The organism is Citrobacter koseri ATCC BAA-895 (genome assembly GCF_000018045.1).
GTDB classification, from domain to species: Bacteria; Pseudomonadota; Gammaproteobacteria; order Enterobacterales; family Enterobacteriaceae; genus Citrobacter_B; species Citrobacter_B koseri.
Window position 1 is genome coordinate 3729826 of the sequence record NC_009792.1, and the last position, 22272, is coordinate 3752097.

The window sequence follows — 22272 nt, forward strand, 5'->3', positions numbered from 1 at the left end:
CCTGTCTCCCGCTCGTCTGCTATTTCACAAACAGAATCAGTTTAGGCTGCGGATGTAAATCCTGTCTCATTTCTTAATCCCTGATATTTATAATGTTAAATATTTGTTGCTTTTGATCACAAAAATTAAACAAATCGTCAGTTTTGTATGCGTTTATCAAAAATGTAGATATTTTTAGTTTATGGCTACGAAATGAGCATCGCCATGTCTCCCTGACCATTTACTGAGAGGATCGATTCTGATGAATGCACTGACCGCCGTAAAAACAAATGCTGATAGTGTCACCCGCAGCGACGCCGGATTTACCTTCGCCCCTTCCGTACAGTCGCCGCGTCTGCTGGAACTGACCTTTAGCGCAAAAACGACGGCGCAATTTTTGCAGCAGGTGGAACAGTGGCCGGTACAGGCGCTGGAATACAAATCCTTTTTACGTTTTAAGGTCGGTCAGATCCTCGACGCCTTATGTGGCAACCAGCTACAGCCGCTGCTTATTAAAACGCTGCTGGATCGCGCCGAAGGCGCACTGCTGATCAACGCCGAAGGGATCGACAACGTAGAACAGGCTGACGAGATGGTCAAGCTGGCGACGGCGGTGGCGCACCTTATCGGGCGCTCTAATTATGATGCGATGAGCGGCCAGTACTACGCGCGCTTTGTGGTGAAGAACGTTGATAATTCAGACAGCTACCTGCGACAACCGCACCGCGTGATGGAGCTGCATAACGACGGCACCTACGTTGAGGAAGTTACCGACTACGTGCTGATGATGAAAATCGACGAACAAAATATGGCGGGCGGAAACTCACTGTTGCTACACCTTGATGACTGGGAACATCTGGAGCGCTTTTTCAGCCACCCGCTGGCACGTCGCTCCATGCGTTTTGCCGCGCCGCCGAGCAAAAACGTCAGCCACGATGTTTATCATCCGGTATTTGACGTTGACCAGCAGGGGCGCCCGGTCATGCGCTATATCGACCAGTTCGTCCAGCCAAAAGATTTTGAAGAGGGCGTCTGGCTCAGCGATCTCTCCGATGCGCTGGAAACCAGCAAAAACATCCTCTCTGTTCCGGTGCCGGTCGGTAAATTCCTGTTGATTAACAACCTGTTCTGGCTGCACGGGCGCGATCGTTTTACGCCACACCCGGATCTGCGCCGTGAACTGATGCGCCAGCGCGGTTATTTCGCTTATTCCACCCGTTGCTACCAGACTCATCAATAAGCGCGGTCAGACGAAGGAATTAAGCGGATGTATGATTTTGTGATTATTGGCGGCGGCATTATCGGCATGTCGACCGCCATGCAGCTTATTGATGTGTATCCAGACGCCAGCATCGCCCTGCTGGAAAAAGAGTCCGAACCGGCCTGTCATCAGACGGGTCACAATAGCGGCGTGATCCATGCCGGGGTCTACTACACTCCCGGTAGCCTCAAAGCGCAGTTTTGCCTCGCCGGAAATCGCGCCACCAAAGCCTTTTGCGATCAAAACGGCATTCGCTACGACACCTGCGGAAAAATGCTGGTGGCGACATCCGAACTGGAAATGGCGCGGATGCGGGCGCTGTGGGATCGCACGGCGGCAAACGGCCTGGAACGCGAGTGGTTAAGCGCGGCGGAACTGCGGGAGCGGGAGCCGAACATCACTGGTCTGGGCGGGATTTTTGTCCCCTCCAGCGGAATTGTCAGCTACCGGGACGTGACGGCGGCGATGGCGAAAATCTTCCAGGCCAAAGGCGGTGAGATTGTCTACAACGCGGAGGTCAGCGCGCTGAAGGAACATGCGGCGGGCGTGGTGATCACAACCCGGGGCGGGCAGATATACGAAGCCTCAACCCTGATTAGCTGTTCCGGGCTGATGGCCGACCGGCTGGTTAAAATGCTGGGGGTCGATCCCGGTTTTATCATCTGCCCGTTCCGTGGCGAATATTTCCGCCTGGCGTCGCAGCATAATCAAATCGTTAACCATTTGATCTACCCCATTCCCGATCCGGCGATGCCGTTTTTGGGCGTCCACCTCACCCGGATGATCGACGGCAGCGTTACCGTCGGGCCTAACGCCGTGCTGGCTTTTAAACGAGAAGGCTACCGGAAAGGCGATTTTTCATTATCCGATACGCTGGAAATTTTCGGTTCGTCCGGCATCCGCCGCGTGCTGCAAAACAATCTGCGCTCAGGGCTTGGCGAGATGAAGAACTCACTGTGCAAAAGCGGCTATCTGCGGCTGGTGCAAAAATATTGCCCCAGCCTGACCTTAAAAGATTTGCAGCCGTGGCCTGCTGGCGTGCGGGCGCAGGCGGTGTCGCCGGATGGCAAGCTGATCGACGATTTCCTGTTTGTCACCACGCCACGATCCATTCACACCTGCAATGCGCCCTCTCCGGCGGCCACATCAGCCATTCCCATCGGGGCGCATATCGTCAGCAAAGTGCAGACGCTGCTGGCAAGCCAGAGTCATCCCGGACGCACGCTACGTGCGGCGCGTCGCGTGGACTCATTAAACGCCGCATTCACCCGTTAACCCTTTTAAGACAGGAAGCAATCATGCAACTTAACGATCCCACCTTGTTCCGCCAGCAGGCGTTTATCGAGGGGCAATGGCGCGACGCCAGAAGCGGCGACACAATCGCCGTAACCAACCCAGCGAACGGTCAGCCATTAGGCAGCGTACCGAAAATGGGGGCAGAAGAGACCCGTGAAGCCATTGACGCCGCTAACCGCGCGCTGCCCGCCTGGCGCGCGCTCACCGCCAAAGCGCGGGCGAATATTCTGCGTCGCTGGTTCAATTTGATGATGGAGCACCAGGACGATCTCGCCCGTCTGATGACGCTGGAACAGGGGAAGCCGCTGGCGGAGGCAAAAGGAGAAATCAGCTATGCCGCCTCTTTTATTGAATGGTTTGCCGAAGAAGGTAAGCGTATCTATGGCGACACGATTCCAGGCCACCAGGCCGATAAGCGCCTGATCGTTATCAAGCAGCCGATTGGCGTTACCGCCGCCATCACGCCGTGGAATTTCCCCTCGGCGATGATTACCCGCAAAGCCGGCCCGGCGCTGGCGGCCGGTTGTACGATGGTTCTGAAACCCGCCAGCCAGACGCCGTTTTCCGCCCTGGCGCTGGCTGAACTGGCGAACCGCGCCGGGGTTCCCGCAGGCGTCTTTAACATCATCACCGGTTCTGCGGGAGCGGTCGGCAATGAACTGACCAGCAACCCGCTGGTGCGCAAACTGTCGTTTACCGGCTCAACCGAAATTGGCCGTCAACTGATGGAACAGTGTGCGAAAGACATCAAAAAGGTGTCGCTGGAGCTGGGCGGCAACGCGCCGTTCATCGTCTTTGATGACGCCGATCTGGATAACGCCGTGGAAGGCGCGCTGGCCTCTAAGTTTCGCAACGCCGGGCAGACCTGCGTCTGCGCTAACCGCCTGTATGTACAGGACGGCGTGTATGACCGCTTTGCGGAAAAACTCCAGCAGGCGGTGAGCAAGCTGCATCTCGGCGACGGCCTGCAAGCAGACGTCACCACCGGGCCGCTGATTGACGAAAAAGCGGTAGCCAAAGTGCAGGAGCACATCGCCGACGCGCTGGAGAAAGGCGCAAAAGTGCTCTGCGGCGGTAAGGCGCATGCGCTCGGCGGCAACTTCTTCCAGCCCACCATCCTGGTGGACGTCCCCAATAACGCGAAAGTGGCTAAAGAAGAGACGTTCGGCCCCCTCGCCCCGCTATTCCGCTTTAAAGATGAAGCGGACGCGATCGCGCAGGCGAACGATACCGAGTTCGGTCTGGCAGCCTATTTCTACGCCCGCGATTTAAGCCGCGTGTTTCGCGTCGGTGAAGCGCTGGAGTACGGCATTGTCGGCATCAACACCGGCATTATCTCCAACGAAGTCGCGCCATTCGGCGGGATTAAAGCCTCCGGTCTTGGCCGCGAAGGTTCTAAGTACGGCATCGAAGATTATTTAGAAATCAAATACATGTGCATCGGCCTTTAAAAAAACAATACTGGAGAACACCTGATGAGCAGCAATAAAGAATTAATGCATCGCCGCAGTAACGCCGTCCCTCGCGGCGTAGGACAGATCCACCCTATTTTTGCCGATCGCGCGGAAAACTGCCGGGTCTGGGATGTGGAAGGCCGCGAGTATCTCGATTTTGCAGGCGGTATTGCGGTGTTGAATACCGGGCACCTGCACCCGGAGATCGTCTCGGCGGTCGAAGCACAACTGAAAAAGCTGTCGCATACCTGTTTTCAGGTACTCGCCTACGAGCCGTATCTGGAGCTGTGCGAACTCATGAACCAGAAGGTGCCAGGCGATTTCGCGAAGAAAACCCTGCTGGTGACTACCGGTTCCGAAGCGGTGGAAAACGCGGTGAAAATCGCCCGTGCGGCGACAAAGCGTAGCGGCGCCATCGCTTTTAGCGGTGCCTATCATGGCCGTACCCACTACACCCTGTCGCTGACCGGAAAAGTCAATCCCTACTCTGCCGGAATGGGGCTGATGCCAGGCCACGTTTACCGCGCGCTCTACCCTTGCGCCCTGCACGGCATCAGTGATGATGATGCGATTGCCAGCATCCAGCGCATCTTTAAAAACGATGCCGCGCCGGAAGATATTGCCGCCATCATCATTGAACCGGTACAGGGAGAAGGCGGTTTTTATGCGGCCTCGCCCGCTTTTATGCAGCGTCTGCGCGCACTCTGCGACGAACACGGGATCATGCTCATTGCCGATGAAGTGCAAAGCGGCGCGGGGCGTACCGGTACGCTTTTCGCGATGGAACAGACGGGCGTCGCCCCGGACCTCACCACCTTCGCCAAATCGATTGCCGGCGGCTTTCCGCTGGCGGGAGTAACCGGTCGCGCCGATGTGATGGACGCCATCCCGCCGGGCGGTCTGGGCGGCACCTACGCCGGTAATCCTCTCGCCTGCGCCGCCGCGCTGGCGGTACTGAACATTTTCGAGCAGGAAAACCTGCTGCAAAAAGCCAAAGACCTGGGGCAAACCCTGCGTAAAGGGCTGCTGAATATTGCTGAAACGCACCGCGAGATTGGCGACGTGCGCGGCCCGGGAGCGATGATCGCCATTGAGCTGTTTGAAAATGGCGATCGCAGCAAACCGGACGCGAAACTGACCGCCGACATCGTCGCCCGCGCCCGTGATAAAGGGCTGATCCTGCTCTCCTGCGGGCCGTACTACAACGTGCTGCGCATTCTGGTGCCGCTGACTATCGAAGAAGCGCAAATTCAGCAAGGGCTGGACATCATCGCTCAGTGTTTTGATGAGGCGAAGCAAGGTTAGGTTGTTGTAGGCCGGATAAGGCGCTTACGCTGCCATCCGGCAATGTTGTGATGCCCGGTGGCGCTCCGCTTACCGGGCCTACGCATCAAGAGCAGCCAACAGCTTCAATAACAATAACGGGGTAAGAAGATGGGGCAATTGTCAGAATCACATGCTTTAGGTGGCGGACTGAAATCCCGCCACGTCACCATGCTGTCTATCGCCGGCGTCATTGGCGCCAGTCTGTTTGTCGGTTCCAGCGTCGCGATTGCGCAAGCCGGGCCTGCGGTACTGCTGGCTTACCTGTTTGCCGGGTTGCTGGTCGTTATGATTATGCGAATGCTGGCCGAAATGGCCGTCGCCACGCCGGATACCGGCTCTTTCTCAACCTATGCGGATAAAGCCATCGGCCCCTGGGCGGGCTACACCATCGGCTGGCTGTACTGGTGGTTCTGGGTGCTGGTTATCCCGCTGGAGGCCAATATTGCCGCCATCATCCTGCATTCATGGATACCGGGCGTCCCCATCTGGCTGTTCTCTCTGGCGATCACCATCGCATTAACCGGCAGTAATTTGCTGAGCGTCAAAAATTACGGCGAGTTCGAATTCTGGCTGGCGCTGTGCAAAGTGATTGCCATTCTGGCGTTTATCGCGCTGGGCGCGGCGGCAATTAGCGGCTTTTATCCCTACGCAGACGTGAGCGGCGTTTCACGCCTGTGGGATCACGGCGGCTTTATGCCCAATGGCTTCGGCGCGGTACTGAGCGCGATGCTGATCACCATGTTCTCGTTTATGGGCGCAGAGATTGTCACGATTGCCGCCGCCGAGTCCGACACGCCGGATAAGCATATCGTGCGCGCCACCAACTCGGTGATCTGGCGTATTTCAATCTTCTACCTGTGCTCTATTTTCGTGGTGGTCGCGCTCATCCCGTGGAACATGCCGGGACTCAAAGACGTTGGTTCCTACCGTTCGGTACTGGAATTGCTGAATATTCCTTATGCCAAAGCGATCATGGACTGCGTGATTTTATTGTCAGTCACCAGTTGCCTGAATTCCGCGCTGTATACGGCGTCGAGAATGCTCTACTCCCTCAGCCGTCGTGGCGATGCGCCCGCCGTTATGGGCAAACTCAACCGCAGCAGGACGCCGTATGTGGCGGTGCTGTTATCCACAGGGGCGGCATTTCTCACGGTGGTGGTAAATTATTACGCCCCGGCGAAAGTGTTTAAATTCCTGATCGACAGCTCCGGCGCGATCGCCCTGCTCGTCTACCTGGTGATTGCGGTTTCCCAGCTCAGAATGCGGAAAATCCTGCTGGCGGAAGGGAGCGAAATTAAGCTGAAAATGTGGCTCTATCCGTGGCTGACCTGGCTGGTTATCGCTTTTATCTGCTTTGTGCTGGTGGTGATGCTATTCCGACCGGCGCAACAGCTGGAGGTGATATCTACCGGGCTGTTAGGACTGGGGATCATTTGTACCGTGCCGATTATGTCCCGCTGGAAAAAACTGGTATTGTGGCAAAAAACGCCGTTGCAAAATACGCGTTAGACCTGTGTCCCGGCGCGCGCCGGGATATCAGCCCAATGCTATTCAGGAGTTGTACCATGACCGCCTCTGCCCAACCGACGGCCATAGATGGATACCGATGGCTCAAAAACGATATTATTCGCGGCGTTTATCAGCCCGATGAGAAGCTGCGCATGAGTCTGTTAACATCACGCTATGAGTTAGGCGTGGGGCCGTTGCGGGAAGCGCTTTCTCAACTGGTGGCGGAACGGCTGGTCACGGTGGTGAACCAGAAAGGCTATCGTGTGGCGTCGATGTCGGAGCAGGAACTGCTCGATATTTTCGATGCCCGCGCCAATATGGAAGCCATGCTGGTGCAACTGGCTATTGCGCGTGGCGGCGATGAGTGGGAAGCCGATATTCTCGCCAGGGCGCATATGCTCAACAAACTGGAATCGAGCGATGCCAGCGAACGTATGCTGGACGAGTGGGATCAGCGCCATCAGGCATTTCATACGGCCATTGTTGCCGGTTGCGGCTCACATTATCTGCTGCAAATGCGCGAGCGACTTTTCGATCTGGCGGCACGCTACCGTTTTATCTGGCTGCGCAAAACGGTTCTGTCCGTTGAAATGCTCGAAGATAAACATATTCAGCATCGGGCGCTTATGGAGGCTATTCTGGCGCGCGATGCCGCACGCGCCAGCGAATTAATGCGCCAGCATTTACTGACGCCAATTCCGATTATTCAACAGGCGATGGCCGGTAAACTTCAGCAGGAACAGAGCTGAGTCCGGTTACTCTTCCGGGATACGTAAAACCTGCCCGGGATATATTTTATCCGGGCTTTTCAGCATCGGTTTATTCGCTTCAAAGATTTTGTTGTACAGATTGGCATTACCGTAAACCTGTTTTGAAATAGCGCTCAACGTGTCGCCTGATTTCACCGTATAAAATTGACTCTCCGCCGCAGGCGCTGACGTTTTAACCTGATCTTCCACACTGCCGATCCCGGAAATATTCCCGATCGCAATGAGGATTTTTTCTTTCGCTTCCTGACTTAAACCGTCGCCCGTTACCGTCGCTTTACCGTCCGTCACCTGCACATTGACTTTATCGGCGTCAGGAATACCGGTTTTGTTTAAGTGTTCCTGCACCTTTTTCGCCAGATCATCTTTATCATGATTTCCGGTTACGGCATCCCAGAGCTTTTCGCCCGCATCTTTCACAAAATTGAAGAGACCCATATTTACCTCGGTTGTACACAATAGACACCCAGAGAGTGTAGCAGAGGGAAGCGGCTTAACAGGGAAACGGCATGACATATTGCTGGCGCAAACTGTAAGGCGAACAAGACATTCCTCATTTACACCCTTTACGCTGCCAGGAAGCTGATTTACGCTGCTAAATACACCGTATTGTCCACCAGGAGAAACCATGACAACCGGGACGATTTCCCCGCGCGAAGCACAGGCGCTGATAGCACAAGGGGCAACGCTGATTGATATCCGTGACGCCGATGAATACCTGCGCGAACATATTCCCGACGCGCAGCTGGCGCCGCTCTCCACGCTTGAGCACGGCGCTTTTCCGGCGGCGTTACGGGCTGAACGCGTCATCTTTCACTGTCAGTCAGGCAGGCGTACCAGCGGCAATGCCGCAGCGCTCCAGGCGGTCGCCGCCCCCGCAGAAGTCTGGCTGCTGGAGGGGGGAATCGAAGGCTGGAAAGCTGCGGGCCTGCCCGTGGCGGAAGATAAGTCTCAGCCGCTGCCGCTGATGCGTCAGGTGCAAATTGCCGCCGGAGGGCTGGTTCTACTGGGCGTTGCGCTGGGTTACACCGTCAGTAGCGGTTTCTTCCTGATCAGCGGCTTTGTTGGCGCCGGGTTAATGCTGGCGGGATTCACGGGTTTCTGCGGCATGGCGCGACTGCTCGAAAAGATGCCCTGGAACCGGCGAACGCATTAAGCGGTAGCGCCAGAATCGCCGCAGTCCCCGGCGGGCCGGGTGGTTTGTACTGACCTGGTTGATATCAGCCGGATAAGCACCGTCTCATCCGGCAAAATACCGCGAAATTAGATCAGAAAATCATCCAGAGATTTCCCCGCCGCCAGCGCCTGGGCAATCGGCTTAGGCGTACGCCCCTGACCAGTCCATGTTTTCGTCTCACCATCAAAATCGGTAAAACGATATTTCGCCGGGCGCGGCTGACGTTTTTTACCTGAACGCGGCGTTGCCGCCCCCATATTTAATAAGTCTTCTGGATTGATGCCGTCGGCTTTCATCATCTCCAGAAAGGTATTAATTTTCTCTTGCTGTTCAGCGCGCAGACGCTGTTGCTCTTCTTCTTCTTCGCGTCTTTCTTTAGTGACAACCCTGAATTTTTCGAGCATTTCTTCAAGAACGTCAATGGAGAATTCGCGGGCCATTGCGCGCAGTGTACGGATATTATTTAAATTCTGTAACATCAAAGTCATAACAATAAAACCTTTTAACGCAGGGGAAAACAAGTATTACGCCAGAAAGTATATTCGATTATTGATTATATTTCCAGAGAGTGGGATATACAGCAATATCTGGCCTGCACACCGCCGCTTATATTTATTCGCCTTCGCCGTTATATATTCAGCCTGAATAACGCACGCCTGCAAAATTAAAAAAGCGGCCCCTCCCCGGCGTACACAACAGCAGCCGTCGATGCCCTTTCGCTCCCGCCTCACTTGCGCAAAACGCCGAAAAAAACAATAAAAGTTAAGCCATTGATTTGGAAAACATTAGTCACGGCGGACAACGAAAATCCCGAAACGAACAAAAAACAGACACTGACAGAGTATTTTATCGACAAAAAGGCAATAAATAAAAATTTTACACTAGTTGCTAGTTATTATGTAGAGATATACGCTATGCATTAGCGAAAGCACTATGCTAAATCACTACAACCACACGTTCAATGGCGATTTTTACCCTTTTACAAGGAGCATTAACATGTTCTCACCGCAGTCACGCTTGCGTCATGCAGTCGCAGACACGTTCGCGATGGTTGTTTATTGTTCTGTCGTGAACATGTTGATCGAGATATTCCTCTCTGGAATGACCTTTGAACAGTCGCTGTCTTCCCGTCTGGTCGCCATTCCGGTCAATATTCTGATCGCGTGGCCCTATGGAATGTATCGTGATGCGATTATGCGCGTCGCGCGTAAGGCGAGCCCGGCGAGTTGGGTGAAGAATCTGGCGGATGTACTGGCTTACGTCACCTTCCAGTCTCCGGTTTATGTCGCGATTTTATTGACGGTCGGCGCAGACTGGCACCAGATTACAGCGGCAGTCAGTTCGAATATCGTGATATCCATGCTGATGGGCGCGGTTTACGGCTACTTCCTTGATTATTGCCGACGCCTGTTCAAAGTCAGCAGCTACCACCAGGCTAAAGCCTGAGACCCGCTTTCTTCGCGACTGGCAAGGCCAGTCGCTTCGTTAGTTTGAATTTGGTTTTGCTTCACCAAACAGTCCATGCAAATAGCGCTCAAGCGCAATCCGTGAACTAAAGCCGTGCGGTATGCCGTAATGTTCGTGAATTTCTCCGCCTAAATAAAGCGGGAACTGATGATAATGATCGCAGGTTTTAATTTCCGAAGCAGGTTCCGCCAGTGAAGAACTGCGTTCTTTTAGCGTCGGATGAATCACTAATGCGGTACGCCCCATACGCGCTTCACGATTAACGTACACATAATTTTCGCCACGTCGATAACCGTATGCTTTCTGTGTTACCACATCTACGGTAAAACCCACTTTTTCAAGTACGCGCGCCACCTCATCGGGTCGTAAATACATATTTTATCCTCGTTATCCTTTACTGCGGGCTTACCTTACCCGATCCAGCATTAGCAACGCTTTCAGAAAAATCCATAAACACGCGAATATACCGTGACGCGCCTCAGAAGATAAAAAATATGGACTACACTGAAGTTCACATCGAAATCAATGGAGGATCATATGTTTAACCGACCGAGCCGAAAAGACGCCGATGAAAATGTTCAGGATATTCAGAACGATGTCAGTCAATTAGCCGATACCCTTGAAGACGTGCTGAAATCATGGGGAAGCGATGCCAAAGATGAAGCGGAAACCGCGCGGCGCAAAGCGCAGGCATTGCTGAAAGAAACCCGTGCCCGTATGCATGGCCGCACGCGAGTAGAACAGGCGGCGCGTGATGCCGTGGGATGCGCGGATACCTTTGTGCGAGAAAAACCCTGGTGCAGCATGGGGACAGCCGCCGCTGTCGGCATCGTTGTCGGGGCGCTGTTAAGTTTACGCCGTTAACGGGGAATCTTGCCGGATGCGACGCAGAGCGTCTTATCCGGCCGACGGCGTGTCGGTTATGGCTTCCCGAAGCTGACGTGCGACCTGTTTTGCCATTTCCGCTGAAGTGATGTTGGTAAACGACAACAGCAGTCCTCCCCTTCCTTCTGACTTAAGCCGCCAGCGGCTCAATGCCTGCACCGCTAATCCGGCCTGATTGGCTTTCGCCGTCAGCAACCGGTCATCAGCATCCACTGCAACAACCAACTGAATGCCACCTTCCTGCGGGACAACGGCGAATCCCTGCTCACGCAGCGCCTCTTCCATCCAAAGCCGTCGCCTGGCGTAATGCTGGCGCATCTTTTTCAAATGCCGCCAGAAATGACCATCGCGGATAAAATCCGCCAGCGTCTGCTGCCACAGCACCGGCACGCTACAGGCCATCAGCCCCGCCAGTTGACGAAAACGCGCCACCTGATTAAGCGGAACCACCAGCCATGCGGTACGCAGCGCCGGAAACAGCGACTTGCTGAACGTTCCGGCATAGATCACCCGCTGCGGCGCATCGAGGCTTTTCAGCGGCGGAAGCGGCTTGCCGTGGTAACGAAATTCACTGTCATAATCATCTTCGATAATCCATGCCTGCGCGCTCGCCGCCCATTCAAGTAACTGGCGGCGACGGGTTAAAGAGAGCGCCACGCCGAGCGGGCTTTGGTGGGCCGGCGTTAACAACACAAAACGCGCCTGCGGGTAATCGTGAATGCCTGCCGCCACATTCAGTCCATGATCATCGACCGGAACCGGCATCAGCCCGATATTTTCCTGGGCAATCACCGGGCGAATAAGGGGAAACCCGGGATCTTCAACCCACATGCCTTCTCCTGGTTTCGCCAGCGCGCGCAGGATAAGGGTCATTGAGGAGGCATAGCCGGAAGTGATAAACACCTGTTCCGGCAGGCATTCAATACTGCGCGACACCCGCAGATAATCGACAATGGCTTCGCGCAAAACCGCTTCGCCGCAGACGTCGCCCAACGCGAGATCAAAACGGGTCTGCGTACGCAGGCGACGCCCCATCACCCGCGCCCAAATCTCACGCGGGAAAAGATCCAGCGCAGGTAATCCCATTTGAAATGGATCGGGCGTCTGGCTTTCTCCGGCGAAAACGGCAGGCGTAGCGACCGTTTTTTCTGGACGTACATGCCCGCTGACAAACGTACCGGCCTGCCCGCGCCGCTCCAGCCAGCCTTGCGCCACCAGCTCGCCGTACGCGTTTTCGACCGTCGAGCGTGAAACGCCTAACTCTTGCGACCATGTCCGGCTGGACGGCAAACGCGCCCCGGCCTTGAGTTCGCCATGCTCAATGGCGTTTTTTAACTGACGGGCGATTTGCTGGTAGCGTGGCACAGGTGAACGCTCCTTTATGGTCTGCTTTTTTCATAAAAATATGGCTCTCTTTAGCAGTCCATTATAGTGCTACATTGCTGACGTCTAAACGAGGAGAAGTATGATGACGACATTACGTCAGCCCTATTATGAACTTAGCCCTGAAGTCTATAGTGCGCTGGGCCAGGCCAAAAAAGCGTTGGAAAACAGCGCGCTGGACACCACGCTGATGGAACTGATTTATCTGCGTATCTCACAGATCAACGGTTGCGCATTTTGTCTGGAGATGCACAGCAAAGCCCTGCGTAAATCCGGCGTGGCGCAAAGCAAACTGGATGCGCTGGCCGGGTGGCGGGTAAGCCATCACTTCAGCGAACAGGAGCGTGCGGCGCTGGCCTGGGCGGAATCCGTCACGGATATCGCAAGAACGCATGCCGAAGATGACGCGTATCTGCCGCTACTCGAAAGTTTCAGCGCCCGTGAAATCAGCGATCTGACTTTTGCTATCAGTCTGATGAACTGCTTCAACCGACTGGCCGTTGGGATGCGGATGTAATCCCGCTATTGCCGGATGGCGGCGTAAACGCCTTATCCGGCCTACACCGTAGGCCCGATTAGCGTAAGCGCCATCGGGCGACGTTTAACCATACCCCCCCATTCCCGCTGAGCTAATCAGCAGAAGCAAATTAATCGATATTTCCCATATCTTGTGTGGTTGAAACTTTATTCATCTACATCTAGTATTCTCTCTATCAAGACACACACAACCCGACGCATATCATCGCGCCGTTCTCTCATTTTAAATGGAAATACGAATCATGCGCATTACTATTTACACTCGTAACGACTGTGTTCAGTGCCACGCCACCAAACGGGCGATGGAAAGCCGTGGATTTGACTTTGAGATGGTGAACGTCGATCTGGTTCCCGACGCGGCAGACACCCTGCGGGAAAAAGGTTTTCGCCAGTTGCCGGTGGTCATCGCGGGCGATACCAGTTGGTCAGGCTTCCGCCCGGATATGATCAACCGTCTGCATCCTGATGCGCGCGTGGCCAGCGCATGAGCCAACTCGTCTACTTTTCCAGTAGCTCCGAAAATACGCACCGCTTTATGCAGCGTCTGGGGCTGCCCGCTATTCGCATTCCGCTTAATGAACGCGAGCGAATCAGGGTAGACGAACCTTACATTCTGGTCGTCCCCTCTTACGGCGGCGGCGGTACGGCAGGCGCGGTTCCACGACAGGTGATCCGCTTTTTAAATGATGAACATAACCGGGCGTTAATTCGCGGCGTGATCGCCTCCGGCAACCGTAACTTTGGCGAGGCTTACGGTCGCGCTGGCGAGGTCATTTCACAAAAATGCGGCGTCCCCTGGCTGTACCGCTTTGAACTGATGGGAACGCAAAGCGACATCGACAACGTCCGAAAAGGAGTGAGCGAATTTTGGCAACGACAACCGCAGAACGTGTGAAGCAAGAAACGATGGATTATCACGCGCTGAATGCCATGCTGAATCTGTACGATAAAGCAGGCCATATTCAGTTCGACAAGGATCGGCAGGCGGTGGAGGTGTTCTTTGCCACCCATGTCCGCCCCAATTCCGTCTCCTTTGCCAGCCAGGACGAGCGCCTGGAGTATCTGCTTCGCGAAGGCTATTACGACGAAAGCGTTTTAACCCGCTACGATCGCGCTTTCGTGGTGAAGCTGTTTGCTCACGCCCACGCCAGCGGTTTTCGCTTCCAGACGTTCCTTGGCGCGTGGAAATATTACACCAGCTATACGCTGAAAACGTTCGACGGCAAACGCTACCTTGAAGACTTTGAAGACCGGGTGACAATGGTGGCGCTGACGCTGGCGCAGGGCAATGAAGCGCTGGCGATGCAGCTTACCGATGAAATCCTCTCCGGGCGCTTTCAGCCAGCCACGCCGACCTTCTTAAACTGCGGCAAACAACAGCGCGGCGAGCTGGTCTCCTGCTTCCTGTTACGCATTGAAGACAATATGGAGTCCATTGGCCGAGCGGTTAACTCGGCGCTACAGCTTTCCAAGCGCGGCGGCGGCGTGGCGTTTTTGCTCTCGAATCTTCGTGAAGCGGGCGCGCCGATCAAGCGTATTGAGAACCAGTCCTCGGGCGTGATCCCGGTAATGAAGATGCTGGAAGACGCCTTTTCTTACGCCAATCAGTTAGGGGCGCGTCAGGGGGCGGGCGCCGTGTATCTGCACGCGCACCACCCGGATATCCTGCGTTTTCTCGACACGAAACGCGAAAACGCCGATGAAAAGATCCGCATTAAAACGCTGTCGCTGGGCGTGGTGATCCCGGACGTAACGTTCCGTCTGGCGAAAGAAAACGCGCAGATGGCGCTGTTCTCGCCTTACGATGTCGAACGCATTTACGGCAAACCGTTCGGAGATATCGCCATTAGCGAACGGTACGATGAGCTGCTCGCCGATGAACGCGTACGCAAGCAGTACATCAACGCGCGCGAATTTTTCCAGCGGCTTGCGGAAATCCAGTTTGAGTCAGGCTATCCCTACATCATGTACGAGGATACGGTAAACCGCGCGAATCCGATTGCCGGTCGCATCAACATGAGCAACCTGTGCTCGGAGATTTTGCAGGTCAACAGCGCCTCCACCTATGATGAAAATCTGGATTACGCGCAGACCGGGCATGATATCTCCTGCAACCTCGGTTCGCTGAACATCGCCCATACGATGGACTCCCCGAATTTTGGCCGCACGGTGGAAACGGCGATTCGCGGCCTGACGGCGGTGTCGGATATGAGCCATATCCGCAGCGTACCGTCAATTGAAGCCGGAAACGCCGCGTCACACGCGATTGGCCTGGGGCAGATGAACCTGCACGGTTATCTGGCGCGAGAAGGCATTGCCTACGGCAGCCCGGAGGCGCTGGATTTCACCAACCTCTATTTCTACACCGTGACCTGGCACGCGCTGAATACCTCAATGATGATGGCGCGTGAACGCGGTAAAACCTTCGCCGGATTCAAACAATCGCGCTATGCCAGCGGCGAGTATTTCGAACAATATTTGCAGGGCGACTGGCAGCCGAAAACCGACACGGTTCGTGCGCTCTTTGCCCGTAGCGGCATGACGCTTCCGGGCCGCGAAATGTGGGCGCGGCTGCGGGATGAGGTGATGCGCTACGGCATCTATAACCAGAATTTACAGGCGGTGCCGCCGACCGGTTCCATTTCCTATATCAACCACGCGACGTCAAGCATTCACCCGATCGTGTCGAAGATAGAGATCCGCAAAGAAGGAAAAACCGGGCGCGTTTACTACCCGGCCCCGTTTATGACCAATGAGAACCTGGACATGTACCAGGACGCCTATGAAATCGGCCCGGAAAAAATCATTGATACCTATGCCGAAGCCACACGCCACGTTGATCAGGGACTGTCGCTGACGCTGTTCTTCCCGGATACCGCGACAACCCGCGATATCAACAAAGCCCAGATTTACGCGTGGCGAAAAGGGATCAAAACGCTGTATTACATCCGTCTGCGTCAGCTGGCGCTGGAAGGTACTGAAATAGAAGGCTGCGTATCATGCGCGCTATAAGGAGAGCAGGATGAAACTATCACGCGTGAGCGCCATCAACTGGAACAAGATTCAGGATGATAAAGACCTGGAAGTGTGGAACCGCCTGACCAGCAACTTCTGGCTGCCGGAAAAGGTGCCGCTTTCCAATGACATCCCCGCCTGGCAGACGCTGAGCGCCGCCGAGCAGCAGCTTACCATCCGCGTGTTTACCGGATTAACGCTGCTCGACACCATTCAGAATATCGCCGGGGCCCCCGCGTTGATGCAGGACGCGCTGACGCCGCATGAAGAGGCGGTGCTGTCAAACATCAGCTTTATGGAAGCGGTACATGCCCGCTCGTACAGCTCGATATTCTCTACGCTTTGCCAGACGAAAGACGTAGACGCGGCCTATGCCTGGAGTGAGGAAAATGCGCCGCTGCAACGCAAGGCGCAGATTATCCTGCAACATTACACCGCCGACAATCCGCTGAAAAAGAAAATCGCCAGCGTATTCCTGGAATCTTTCCTGTTCTATTCCGGCTTCTGGCTGCCAATGTATTTTTCCAGCCGGGGCAAGCTGACCAACACCGCCGACCTGATTCGTCTGATTATTCGTGACGAAGCGGTACATGGGTATTACATCGGCTATAAATACCAAAAAGGGCTGGAGAAACTGTCGGAATCTGAACGCGACGAATTGAAGCATTTCGCCCTTGATTTGCTGATGGAGCTGTATGACAACGAGTCTCGCTATACGGAAGAACTGTATGCCGAAACCGGTTGGGTGGCAGACGTTAACGCCTTTCTCTGTTACAACGCCAATAAAGCGTTGATGAACCTGGGCTACGAAGCGTTATTCCCCGCAGAAATGGCGGAGGTCAATCCTGCCATACTTGCTGCGCTGTCACCGAATGCGGATGAAAACCATGATTTCTTCTCCGGTTCAGGCTCCTCCTATGTGATGGGAAAAGCCATTGAAACCGAAGATGAAGACTGGAATTTTTGACGGCGATTATCGCGGTAAATATCGATCACACTTCCGCGATAATATTTTAACGGGATCACGTTTTTATCACACAATTATTTCTGTGTGATCTACACTCAATATCTGCCACATTATTCGCCTGAATTTCAGCAATTCAGGCGCATTTTCGGTGGTCGTTACAAAAAATATCGCTCTCCCCCCACTCCCGCTCAGCCCTTATATCATGGGAAATCCCGGCAAATGGCCTCCGGCAATATTTGTGTCTGAGGGAAATTCAGGGTTGTCTCAGATTCTCAGTATGTTAGGGTAGAAAAAGGTGACTATTTCTATCAGGTATCGTATCGACATAATAAATAACAGGAATCTTTCTATTGCATGGCAATTAAATTAGAAGTTAAGAATCTCTATAAGATATTTGGTGAGCATCCGCAGCGAGCTTTCAAATATATTGAAAAAGGACTTTCGAAAGAGCAAATTCTGGATAAAACAGGGCTATCGCTTGGCGTTAAAGACGCCAGTCTGGCCATTGAAGAAGGCGAGATTTTTGTCATCATGGGATTATCCGGTTCGGGTAAATCCACAATGGTACGCCTTCTCAATCGCCTGATTGAACCCACCCGCGGGCAAGTGCTTATCGACGGCGTTGATATTGCAAAAATATCTGACGCCGAACTTCGCGAGGTGCGCAGAAAGAAAATTGCGATGGTTTTCCAGTCATTTGCATTAATGCCGCACATGACCGTACTGGATAATACGGCATTCGGCATGGAATTAGCCGGCGTTGCCGCTGAAGAGCGCCGTGAAAAAGCGCTGGATGCCTTACGCCAGGTGGGGCTGGAGAATTATGCGCACGGCTACCCGGATGAACTCTCCGGCGGTATGCGTCAGCGTGTCGGTCTGGCCCGCGCATTAGCGATCAACCCTGACATTCTGTTAATGGATGAGGCCTTCTCGGCGCTCGATCCCTTAATTCGTACCGAGATGCAGGATGAGCTGGTAAAACTACAGGCAAAACATCAGCGTACCGTCGTTTTTATTTCCCACGATCTCGATGAAGCGATGCGTATTGGCGATCGTATTGCCATTATGCAAAACGGCGAAGTCGTTCAGGTGGGAACGCCAGATGAAATTCTGAATAACCCGGCGAATGATTATGTCCGCACCTTCTTCCGTGGGGTCGATATTAGCCAGGTGTTCAGCGCCAAAGATATTGCCCGCCGCAGCCCGGTGGGATTAATTCGTAAAACGCCAGGTTTTGGTCCGCGTTCCGCACTGAAATTATTGCAGGATGAAGACCGTGAATTTGGTTATGTGATTGAACGCGGTAATAAGTTTGTCGGCATTGTTTCCATCGACTCATTAAAAGCGGCATTAAGCCAGGCGCAAGGTATTGAAGCAGCGCTTATTGACGAGTCACTGGCGGTGGATGCGCAAACACCTCTTAGCGAGTTGCTCTCTCATGTTGGCCAGGCGCCTTGTGCGGTGCCGGTTGTCGACGAGGAACAACAGTATGTCGGCATTATTTCAAAACGCATGCTGCTACAGGCTTTAGATCGCGAGGGGGCAAACAATGGCTGAACAAACTAATCCGTGGGATACCGCGCCAGCGGCGGATAGCGCCGCGCAATCCGCCGACGCCTGGGGAACGCCTTCGGGCGCGCCTGCCGATGGCGGCGGCGCAGACTGGCTGACCAGCGCGCCCGCGCCTGCGCCAGAACATTTTAATATTATGGACCCGTTCCATAAGACGCTGATCCCGCTGGACAGCTGGGTCACTGAAGGGATCGACTGGGTCGTTACGCATTTCCGCCCTGTTTTCCAGGGCATCCGTGTGCCGGTGGATTACATTCTCAATGGCTTCCAACAGCTGTTGCTGGGTATGCCAGCTCCGGTGGCGATTATCATTTTCGCACTGATCGCCTGGCAGATCTCCGGCCTGGGGATGGGGGTCGCCACGCTGGTGTCCCTGATTGCCATCGGCGCGATTGGCGCCTGGTCACAGGCGATGATTACCCTGGCGCTGGTGCTGACCGCCCTGCTGTTCTGCGTGGTCATCGGTTTGCCGCTGGGGATATGGCTGGCGCGCAGTCCGCGTGCGGCGAAGATTGTCCGCCCGCTGCTGGATGCGATGCAAACGACGCCTGCGTTCGTCTATCTGGTGCCAATCGTGATGCTGTTCGGTATCGGTAACGTGCCGGGGGTGGTAGTGACCATTATCTTTGCCCTGCCGCCGATTGTGCGTCTGACCATTCTGGGGATTAACCAGGTTCCGGCGGATTTGATCGAAGCTTCACGCTCATTTGGCGCCAGTCCGCGTCAGATGCTGTTCAAAGTACAGCTACCGCTGGCCATGCCCACCATTATGGCGGGTGTTAACCAGACGCTCATGCTTGCCCTCTCCATGGTAGTGATCGCCTCTATGATTGCCGTCGGCGGGCTTGGTCAGATGGTGCTGCGTGGTATTGGCCGCCTCGACATGGGGCTGGCAACCGTCGGCGGGGTCGGTATTGTGATCCTCGCTATCATTCTGGACCGCCTGACCCAGGCCGTTGGTCGCGACTCGCGCAGCCGTGGCAACCGCCGCTGGTATACCACCGGTCCCGTTGGGCTTATCACTCGCCCTTTCGTTAAGTAATTCACCCGTTGCCCGGTGGCGCATTGCTTACCGGGTCTACAATTCATTAGCTTACACAAAATCGTTCAAGTTGCATCGCGGCGGCAAACGAATGTATCCCCAGGAGCGAACACGCAGTACGTGACCGGGGTGCATGAGTGCAGCCAACAAAGAGGCAGCTTGAAAGATGAAGTGTAATAAGGAACAACGATGCGACATAACATTCTATTTGCCACAGCGTTTGCCACCCTTGTCTCTACCAGCGCATTCGCTGCCGACCTGCCGGGCAAAGGCGTTACCGTACAGCCGGTGCAGAGCACCATCACCGAAGAAACCTTCCAGACGCTGCTGGTCAGCCGCGCGCTGGAGAAACTGGGTTATACCGTTAATAAGCCAAGCGAAGTTGATTACAACGTCGGTTACACCTCCATTGCCTCTGGCGATGCAACTTTTACCGCCGTGAACTGGCAGCCGCTGCATGATGATATGTACGCCGCTGCGGGCGGAGACAAAAAGTTCTATCGCGAGGGGGTATTCGTGACGGGCGCCGCGCAGGGTTATCTGATCGACAAGAAAACCGCTGAGCAGTACAAGATCACTAACCTCGCCCAGTTGAAAGACCCGAAAATCGCCAAAATCTTTGACACCAACGGCGACGGCAAAGCTGACATGATGGGTTGTTCGCCAGGCTGGGGTTGTGAAGCGGTGATTAACCACCAGAACAAAGCGTTCGATCTGGAAAAAACCGTCGACGTCAGCCACGGTAACTATGCCGCGATGATGGCCGACACCATCACCCGCTTCAAAGAAGGCAAGCCGATTCTGTACTACACCTGGACGCCGTACTGGGTGAGCGACGTGATGAAGCCGGGTAAAGATGTTGTCTGGTTACAGGTGCCGTTCTCTTCCCTGCCGGGCGAGCAGAAAGACATTGATACCAAACTGCCGAACGGCGCGAACTATGGCTTCCCGGTGAACACCATGCACATTGTCGCCAACAAAGCCTGGGCAGAGAAAAACCCGGCGGCGGCGAAGCTGTTCGCCATCATGAAGGTGCCGCTGGCGGATATCAACGCGCAGAACGCGATGATGCATGAAGGCAAATCATCCGAGGCCGATGTTCAGGGTCACGTTGACGGCTGGATCAAAGCCCACCAGCAGCAGTTTGACGGCTGGGTAAAAGAAGCGCTGGCCGCGCAGAAATAACCTACTCGTCGGCCTTAAAGCTGCGCGCCATCAGGCGCAGTAACCACACCAATGCCGGATGGTGGCGCGATGCGCCTTATCCGGCCTATACGCCCTCCCCCAACCGCACAATCCATCACTCAACAAACCACTCACATTCATAAACATCCGCTATGATTGATACCCCAGGAAATCATATCTGACTCAAAATAATGACCAAATCCACTCACGGGCTTAGCCCGGCGCTGATTGTTTTAATGTCCGTGGCAACCGGTCTGGCCGTCGCCAGTAACTATTACGCCCAGCCGTTGCTCGATACTATCGCAAACAATTTCTCGCTTTCCGCCAGCTCGGCGGGCTTTATCGTTACCGCCGCTCAGTTGGGCTATGCCGCCGGATTGCTCTTTCTGGTGCCGCTGGGCGATATGTTCGAGCGCCGGACGCTCATCGTCTCCATGACGCTGCTGGCCGCAGGCGGCATGCTGATTACCGCCAGCAGCCAGTCGCTCGGCATGATGATTCTCGGCACGGCGCTCACCGGGCTGTTCTCCGTCGTGGCGCAAATCCTGGTGCCGCTGGCGGCGACGCTCGCCACGCCGGATAAGCGCGGCAAAGTGGTCGGCACCATCATGAGCGGCCTGCTGCTGGGGATTTTACTGGCGCGTACCGTTGCCGGATTGCTGGCGAATCTTGGCGGCTGGCGCACCGTCTTCTGGGTCGCTTCTGTGCTGATGGCGCTGATGGCCGTCGCGCTGTGGCGCGGTTTACCAAAGGTGAAATCAGAAACGCATCTTAACTATCCGCAGCTATTGGGTTCCGTGTTCAGCCTGTTTATCCACGACGGCCTCCTGCGCACCCGCGCGTTGTTAGGCTGCCTGACGTTCGCCAACTTCAGCATTCTCTGGACATCGATGGCCTTTTTACTGGCCGCGCCGCCGTTTAACTATTCCGAAGGGATGATTGGGCTGTTTGGTCTGGCGGGAGCCGCTGGCGCGCTGGGCGCACGTCCGGCGGGCGGTTTTGCCGATAAAGGGAAGTCCCATCTCACCACGACTTTCGGCCTGCTGTTGCTGTTGCTCTCCTGGCTGGCTATCTGGTACGGACACAGCTCCGTGCTGGCGCTGATTATTGGCATCCTGGTGCTGGATCTCACCGTGCAGGGCGTACACATCACCAATCAGACGGTGATTTACCGCGTCCACCCGGATGCGCGTAACCGGCTCACCGCCGGGTATATGACCAGCTACTTTATCGGCGGCGCCGCCGGTTCGTTGATTTCGGCATCGGCCTGGCAGCATGCCGGCTGGGCCGGCGTTTGTCTGGCCGGTACCACCGTCGCCGCGCTCAATCTGCTGGTCTGGTGGCGAGGTTTTCACCGACAAGAAGCCGCAAATTAAGCAGATGGCAAGCGTTTACCTTTGATTGAGCTCCCCAGGGTGTTAAGGCGTCCCCCACTCTGTTAAGGTTATAT

Annotated in this window: 22 protein-coding genes; 18 read left to right on the forward strand and 4 right to left on the reverse strand. The window is 54.9% G+C overall.

Going from position 1 to position 22272, the window contains the following annotated elements; genetic code table 11:
- The first annotated feature begins 241 nt into the window (after positions 1 to 241).
- The 6 genes from glaH to csiR all read left to right on the forward strand — a co-directional run bounded on the left by glaH (position 242) and on the right by csiR (position 7574).
- On the forward strand, positions 242 to 1219 hold the full coding sequence (gene glaH / locus CKO_RS17125; RefSeq protein ID WP_012134770.1) for a glutarate dioxygenase GlaH: 978 nt from the start codon (positions 242 to 244) through the stop codon (positions 1217 to 1219).
- 27 nt (positions 1220 to 1246) lie between these two features.
- Entirely contained in the window at positions 1247 to 2515 is a 1269-nt protein-coding gene (gene lhgO / locus CKO_RS17130) for an L-2-hydroxyglutarate oxidase (RefSeq protein ID WP_012134771.1), read from the forward strand.
- A 23-nt stretch (positions 2516 to 2538) separates the two neighbouring features.
- Positions 2539 to 3987, forward strand: coding sequence for an NADP-dependent succinate-semialdehyde dehydrogenase (gabD, locus tag CKO_RS17135; RefSeq protein ID WP_012134772.1), 1449 nt, complete (start codon positions 2539 to 2541; stop codon positions 3985 to 3987).
- A 24-nt stretch (positions 3988 to 4011) separates the two neighbouring features.
- Positions 4012 to 5295 carry a 4-aminobutyrate--2-oxoglutarate transaminase gene (gene gabT, locus CKO_RS17140; protein ID WP_012134773.1) on the forward strand — a complete coding sequence of 428 codons (1284 nt, stop codon included), beginning with the start codon at positions 4012 to 4014 and terminating at the stop codon, positions 5293 to 5295.
- A 129-nt stretch (positions 5296 to 5424) separates the two neighbouring features.
- Positions 5425 to 6825: a GABA permease gene (gene gabP, locus CKO_RS17145; RefSeq protein WP_024130878.1), complete on the forward strand. Its 1401-nt coding sequence runs from the start codon at positions 5425 to 5427 to the stop codon at positions 6823 to 6825.
- A 56-nt stretch (positions 6826 to 6881) separates the two neighbouring features.
- Positions 6882 to 7574, forward strand: a complete 693-nt coding sequence (gene csiR, locus CKO_RS17150) for a DNA-binding transcriptional regulator CsiR (RefSeq protein ID WP_012134775.1) — start codon at positions 6882 to 6884, stop codon at positions 7572 to 7574.
- Between the two features lie 6 nt (positions 7575 to 7580).
- Here the strand turns inward: csiR and lysM are convergent, their stop codons facing one another.
- Entirely contained in the window at positions 7581 to 8030 is a 450-nt protein-coding gene (lysM, locus tag CKO_RS17155; protein ID WP_012134776.1) for a peptidoglycan-binding protein LysM, read from the reverse strand.
- A gap of 190 nt (positions 8031 to 8220) precedes the next feature.
- On the opposite strand from lysM, the gene CKO_RS17160 reads away from it, so the two are divergent.
- Positions 8221 to 8748: a rhodanese family protein gene (locus tag CKO_RS17160; protein ID WP_012134777.1), complete on the forward strand. Its 528-nt coding sequence runs from the start codon at positions 8221 to 8223 to the stop codon at positions 8746 to 8748.
- A gap of 107 nt (positions 8749 to 8855) precedes the next feature.
- On the opposite strand, the gene stpA is transcribed toward CKO_RS17160, so the two are convergent.
- On the reverse strand, positions 8856 to 9257 hold the full coding sequence (stpA, locus tag CKO_RS17165; RefSeq protein ID WP_012134778.1) for a DNA-binding protein StpA: 402 nt from the start codon (positions 9255 to 9257) through the stop codon (positions 8856 to 8858).
- 508 nt (positions 9258 to 9765) lie between these two features.
- On the opposite strand from stpA, the gene alaE reads away from it, so the two are divergent.
- Entirely contained in the window at positions 9766 to 10215 is a 450-nt protein-coding gene (gene alaE, locus CKO_RS17170) for an L-alanine exporter AlaE (protein WP_024130879.1), read from the forward strand.
- A gap of 39 nt (positions 10216 to 10254) precedes the next feature.
- Here the strand turns inward: alaE and CKO_RS17175 are convergent, their stop codons facing one another.
- The gene (locus CKO_RS17175; RefSeq protein WP_012134782.1) at positions 10255 to 10611 is read right to left on the reverse strand and encodes a DUF2002 family protein; all 357 of its coding nucleotides are present in this window, start codon (positions 10609 to 10611) and stop codon (positions 10255 to 10257) included.
- A gap of 162 nt (positions 10612 to 10773) precedes the next feature.
- On the opposite strand from CKO_RS17175, the gene CKO_RS17180 reads away from it, so the two are divergent.
- Positions 10774 to 11100, forward strand: a complete 327-nt coding sequence (locus CKO_RS17180; protein ID WP_024130880.1) for an ElaB/YgaM/YqjD family protein — start codon at positions 10774 to 10776, stop codon at positions 11098 to 11100.
- A 33-nt stretch (positions 11101 to 11133) separates the two neighbouring features.
- On the opposite strand, the gene pdxR is transcribed toward CKO_RS17180, so the two are convergent.
- Entirely contained in the window at positions 11134 to 12486 is a 1353-nt protein-coding gene (pdxR, locus tag CKO_RS17185; protein ID WP_012134784.1) for a MocR-like pyridoxine biosynthesis transcription factor PdxR, read from the reverse strand.
- Between the two features lie 103 nt (positions 12487 to 12589).
- On the opposite strand from pdxR, the gene CKO_RS17190 reads away from it, so the two are divergent.
- From CKO_RS17190 to CKO_RS17230, 9 genes are all read left to right on the forward strand, one after another.
- Positions 12590 to 13021, forward strand: a complete 432-nt coding sequence (locus CKO_RS17190; RefSeq protein ID WP_024130881.1) for a carboxymuconolactone decarboxylase family protein — start codon at positions 12590 to 12592, stop codon at positions 13019 to 13021.
- A 262-nt stretch (positions 13022 to 13283) separates the two neighbouring features.
- Positions 13284 to 13529 carry a glutaredoxin-like protein NrdH gene (nrdH, locus tag CKO_RS17195; protein ID WP_024130882.1) on the forward strand — a complete coding sequence of 82 codons (246 nt, stop codon included), beginning with the start codon at positions 13284 to 13286 and terminating at the stop codon, positions 13527 to 13529.
- A complete protein-coding gene (gene nrdI, locus CKO_RS17200) occupies positions 13526 to 13936 on the forward strand; it encodes a class Ib ribonucleoside-diphosphate reductase assembly flavoprotein NrdI (RefSeq protein ID WP_012134787.1) in 411 nt (136 codons plus the stop codon). Before nrdH ends, nrdI begins: the two co-directional genes overlap by 4 nt.
- Positions 13909 to 16053, forward strand: coding sequence for a class 1b ribonucleoside-diphosphate reductase subunit alpha (nrdE, locus tag CKO_RS17205; RefSeq protein ID WP_024130883.1), 2145 nt, complete (start codon positions 13909 to 13911; stop codon positions 16051 to 16053). Before nrdI ends, nrdE begins: the two co-directional genes overlap by 28 nt.
- A gap of 10 nt (positions 16054 to 16063) precedes the next feature.
- Positions 16064 to 17023, forward strand: coding sequence for a class 1b ribonucleoside-diphosphate reductase subunit beta (nrdF, locus tag CKO_RS17210; RefSeq protein WP_012134789.1), 960 nt, complete (start codon positions 16064 to 16066; stop codon positions 17021 to 17023).
- Between the two features lie 354 nt (positions 17024 to 17377).
- Positions 17378 to 18580: a glycine betaine/L-proline ABC transporter ATP-binding protein ProV gene (gene proV / locus CKO_RS17215; RefSeq protein WP_012134791.1), complete on the forward strand. Its 1203-nt coding sequence runs from the start codon at positions 17378 to 17380 to the stop codon at positions 18578 to 18580.
- Positions 18573 to 19637, forward strand: a complete 1065-nt coding sequence (gene proW, locus CKO_RS17220; RefSeq protein WP_012134792.1) for a glycine betaine/L-proline ABC transporter permease ProW — start codon at positions 18573 to 18575, stop codon at positions 19635 to 19637. Before proV ends, proW begins: the two co-directional genes overlap by 8 nt.
- 189 nt (positions 19638 to 19826) lie before the next feature.
- On the forward strand, positions 19827 to 20822 hold the full coding sequence (gene proX / locus CKO_RS17225) for a glycine betaine/L-proline ABC transporter substrate-binding protein ProX (protein WP_012134793.1): 996 nt from the start codon (positions 19827 to 19829) through the stop codon (positions 20820 to 20822).
- A gap of 191 nt (positions 20823 to 21013) precedes the next feature.
- Positions 21014 to 22198, forward strand: a complete 1185-nt coding sequence (locus tag CKO_RS17230) for an MFS transporter (protein WP_012134794.1) — start codon at positions 21014 to 21016, stop codon at positions 22196 to 22198.
- The last annotated feature ends 74 nt before the right edge of the window (positions 22199 to 22272 follow it).

Coding starts and splice junctions, on each gene's coding strand:
- glaH (WP_012134770.1), top strand. CDS start 242: ATGAATGCACTGACCGCCGTAAAAACAAATGCTGATAGTGTCACCCGC.
- lhgO (WP_012134771.1), top strand. CDS start 1,247: ATGTATGATTTTGTGATTATTGGCGGCGGCATTATCGGCATGTCGACC.
- gabD (WP_012134772.1), top strand. CDS start 2,539: ATGCAACTTAACGATCCCACCTTGTTCCGCCAGCAGGCGTTTATCGAG.
- gabT (WP_012134773.1), top strand. CDS start 4,012: ATGAGCAGCAATAAAGAATTAATGCATCGCCGCAGTAACGCCGTCCCT.
- gabP (WP_024130878.1), top strand. CDS start 5,425: ATGGGGCAATTGTCAGAATCACATGCTTTAGGTGGCGGACTGAAATCC.
- csiR (WP_012134775.1), top strand. CDS start 6,882: ATGACCGCCTCTGCCCAACCGACGGCCATAGATGGATACCGATGGCTC.
- lysM (WP_012134776.1), bottom strand. CDS start 8,030: ATGGGTCTCTTCAATTTTGTGAAAGATGCGGGCGAAAAGCTCTGGGAT.
- CKO_RS17160 (WP_012134777.1), top strand. CDS start 8,221: ATGACAACCGGGACGATTTCCCCGCGCGAAGCACAGGCGCTGATAGCA.
- stpA (WP_012134778.1), bottom strand. CDS start 9,257: ATGACTTTGATGTTACAGAATTTAAATAATATCCGTACACTGCGCGCA.
- alaE (WP_024130879.1), top strand. CDS start 9,766: ATGTTCTCACCGCAGTCACGCTTGCGTCATGCAGTCGCAGACACGTTC.
- CKO_RS17175 (WP_012134782.1), bottom strand. CDS start 10,611: ATGTATTTACGACCCGATGAGGTGGCGCGCGTACTTGAAAAAGTGGGT.
- CKO_RS17180 (WP_024130880.1), top strand. CDS start 10,774: ATGTTTAACCGACCGAGCCGAAAAGACGCCGATGAAAATGTTCAGGAT.
- CKO_RS17190 (WP_024130881.1), top strand. CDS start 12,590: ATGACGACATTACGTCAGCCCTATTATGAACTTAGCCCTGAAGTCTAT.
- nrdH (WP_024130882.1), top strand. CDS start 13,284: ATGCGCATTACTATTTACACTCGTAACGACTGTGTTCAGTGCCACGCC.
- nrdI (WP_012134787.1), top strand. CDS start 13,526: ATGAGCCAACTCGTCTACTTTTCCAGTAGCTCCGAAAATACGCACCGC.
- nrdF (WP_012134789.1), top strand. CDS start 16,064: ATGAAACTATCACGCGTGAGCGCCATCAACTGGAACAAGATTCAGGAT.
- proV (WP_012134791.1), top strand. CDS start 17,378: ATGGCAATTAAATTAGAAGTTAAGAATCTCTATAAGATATTTGGTGAG.
- proW (WP_012134792.1), top strand. CDS start 18,573: ATGGCTGAACAAACTAATCCGTGGGATACCGCGCCAGCGGCGGATAGC.
- proX (WP_012134793.1), top strand. CDS start 19,827: ATGCGACATAACATTCTATTTGCCACAGCGTTTGCCACCCTTGTCTCT.
- CKO_RS17230 (WP_012134794.1), top strand. CDS start 21,014: ATGACCAAATCCACTCACGGGCTTAGCCCGGCGCTGATTGTTTTAATG.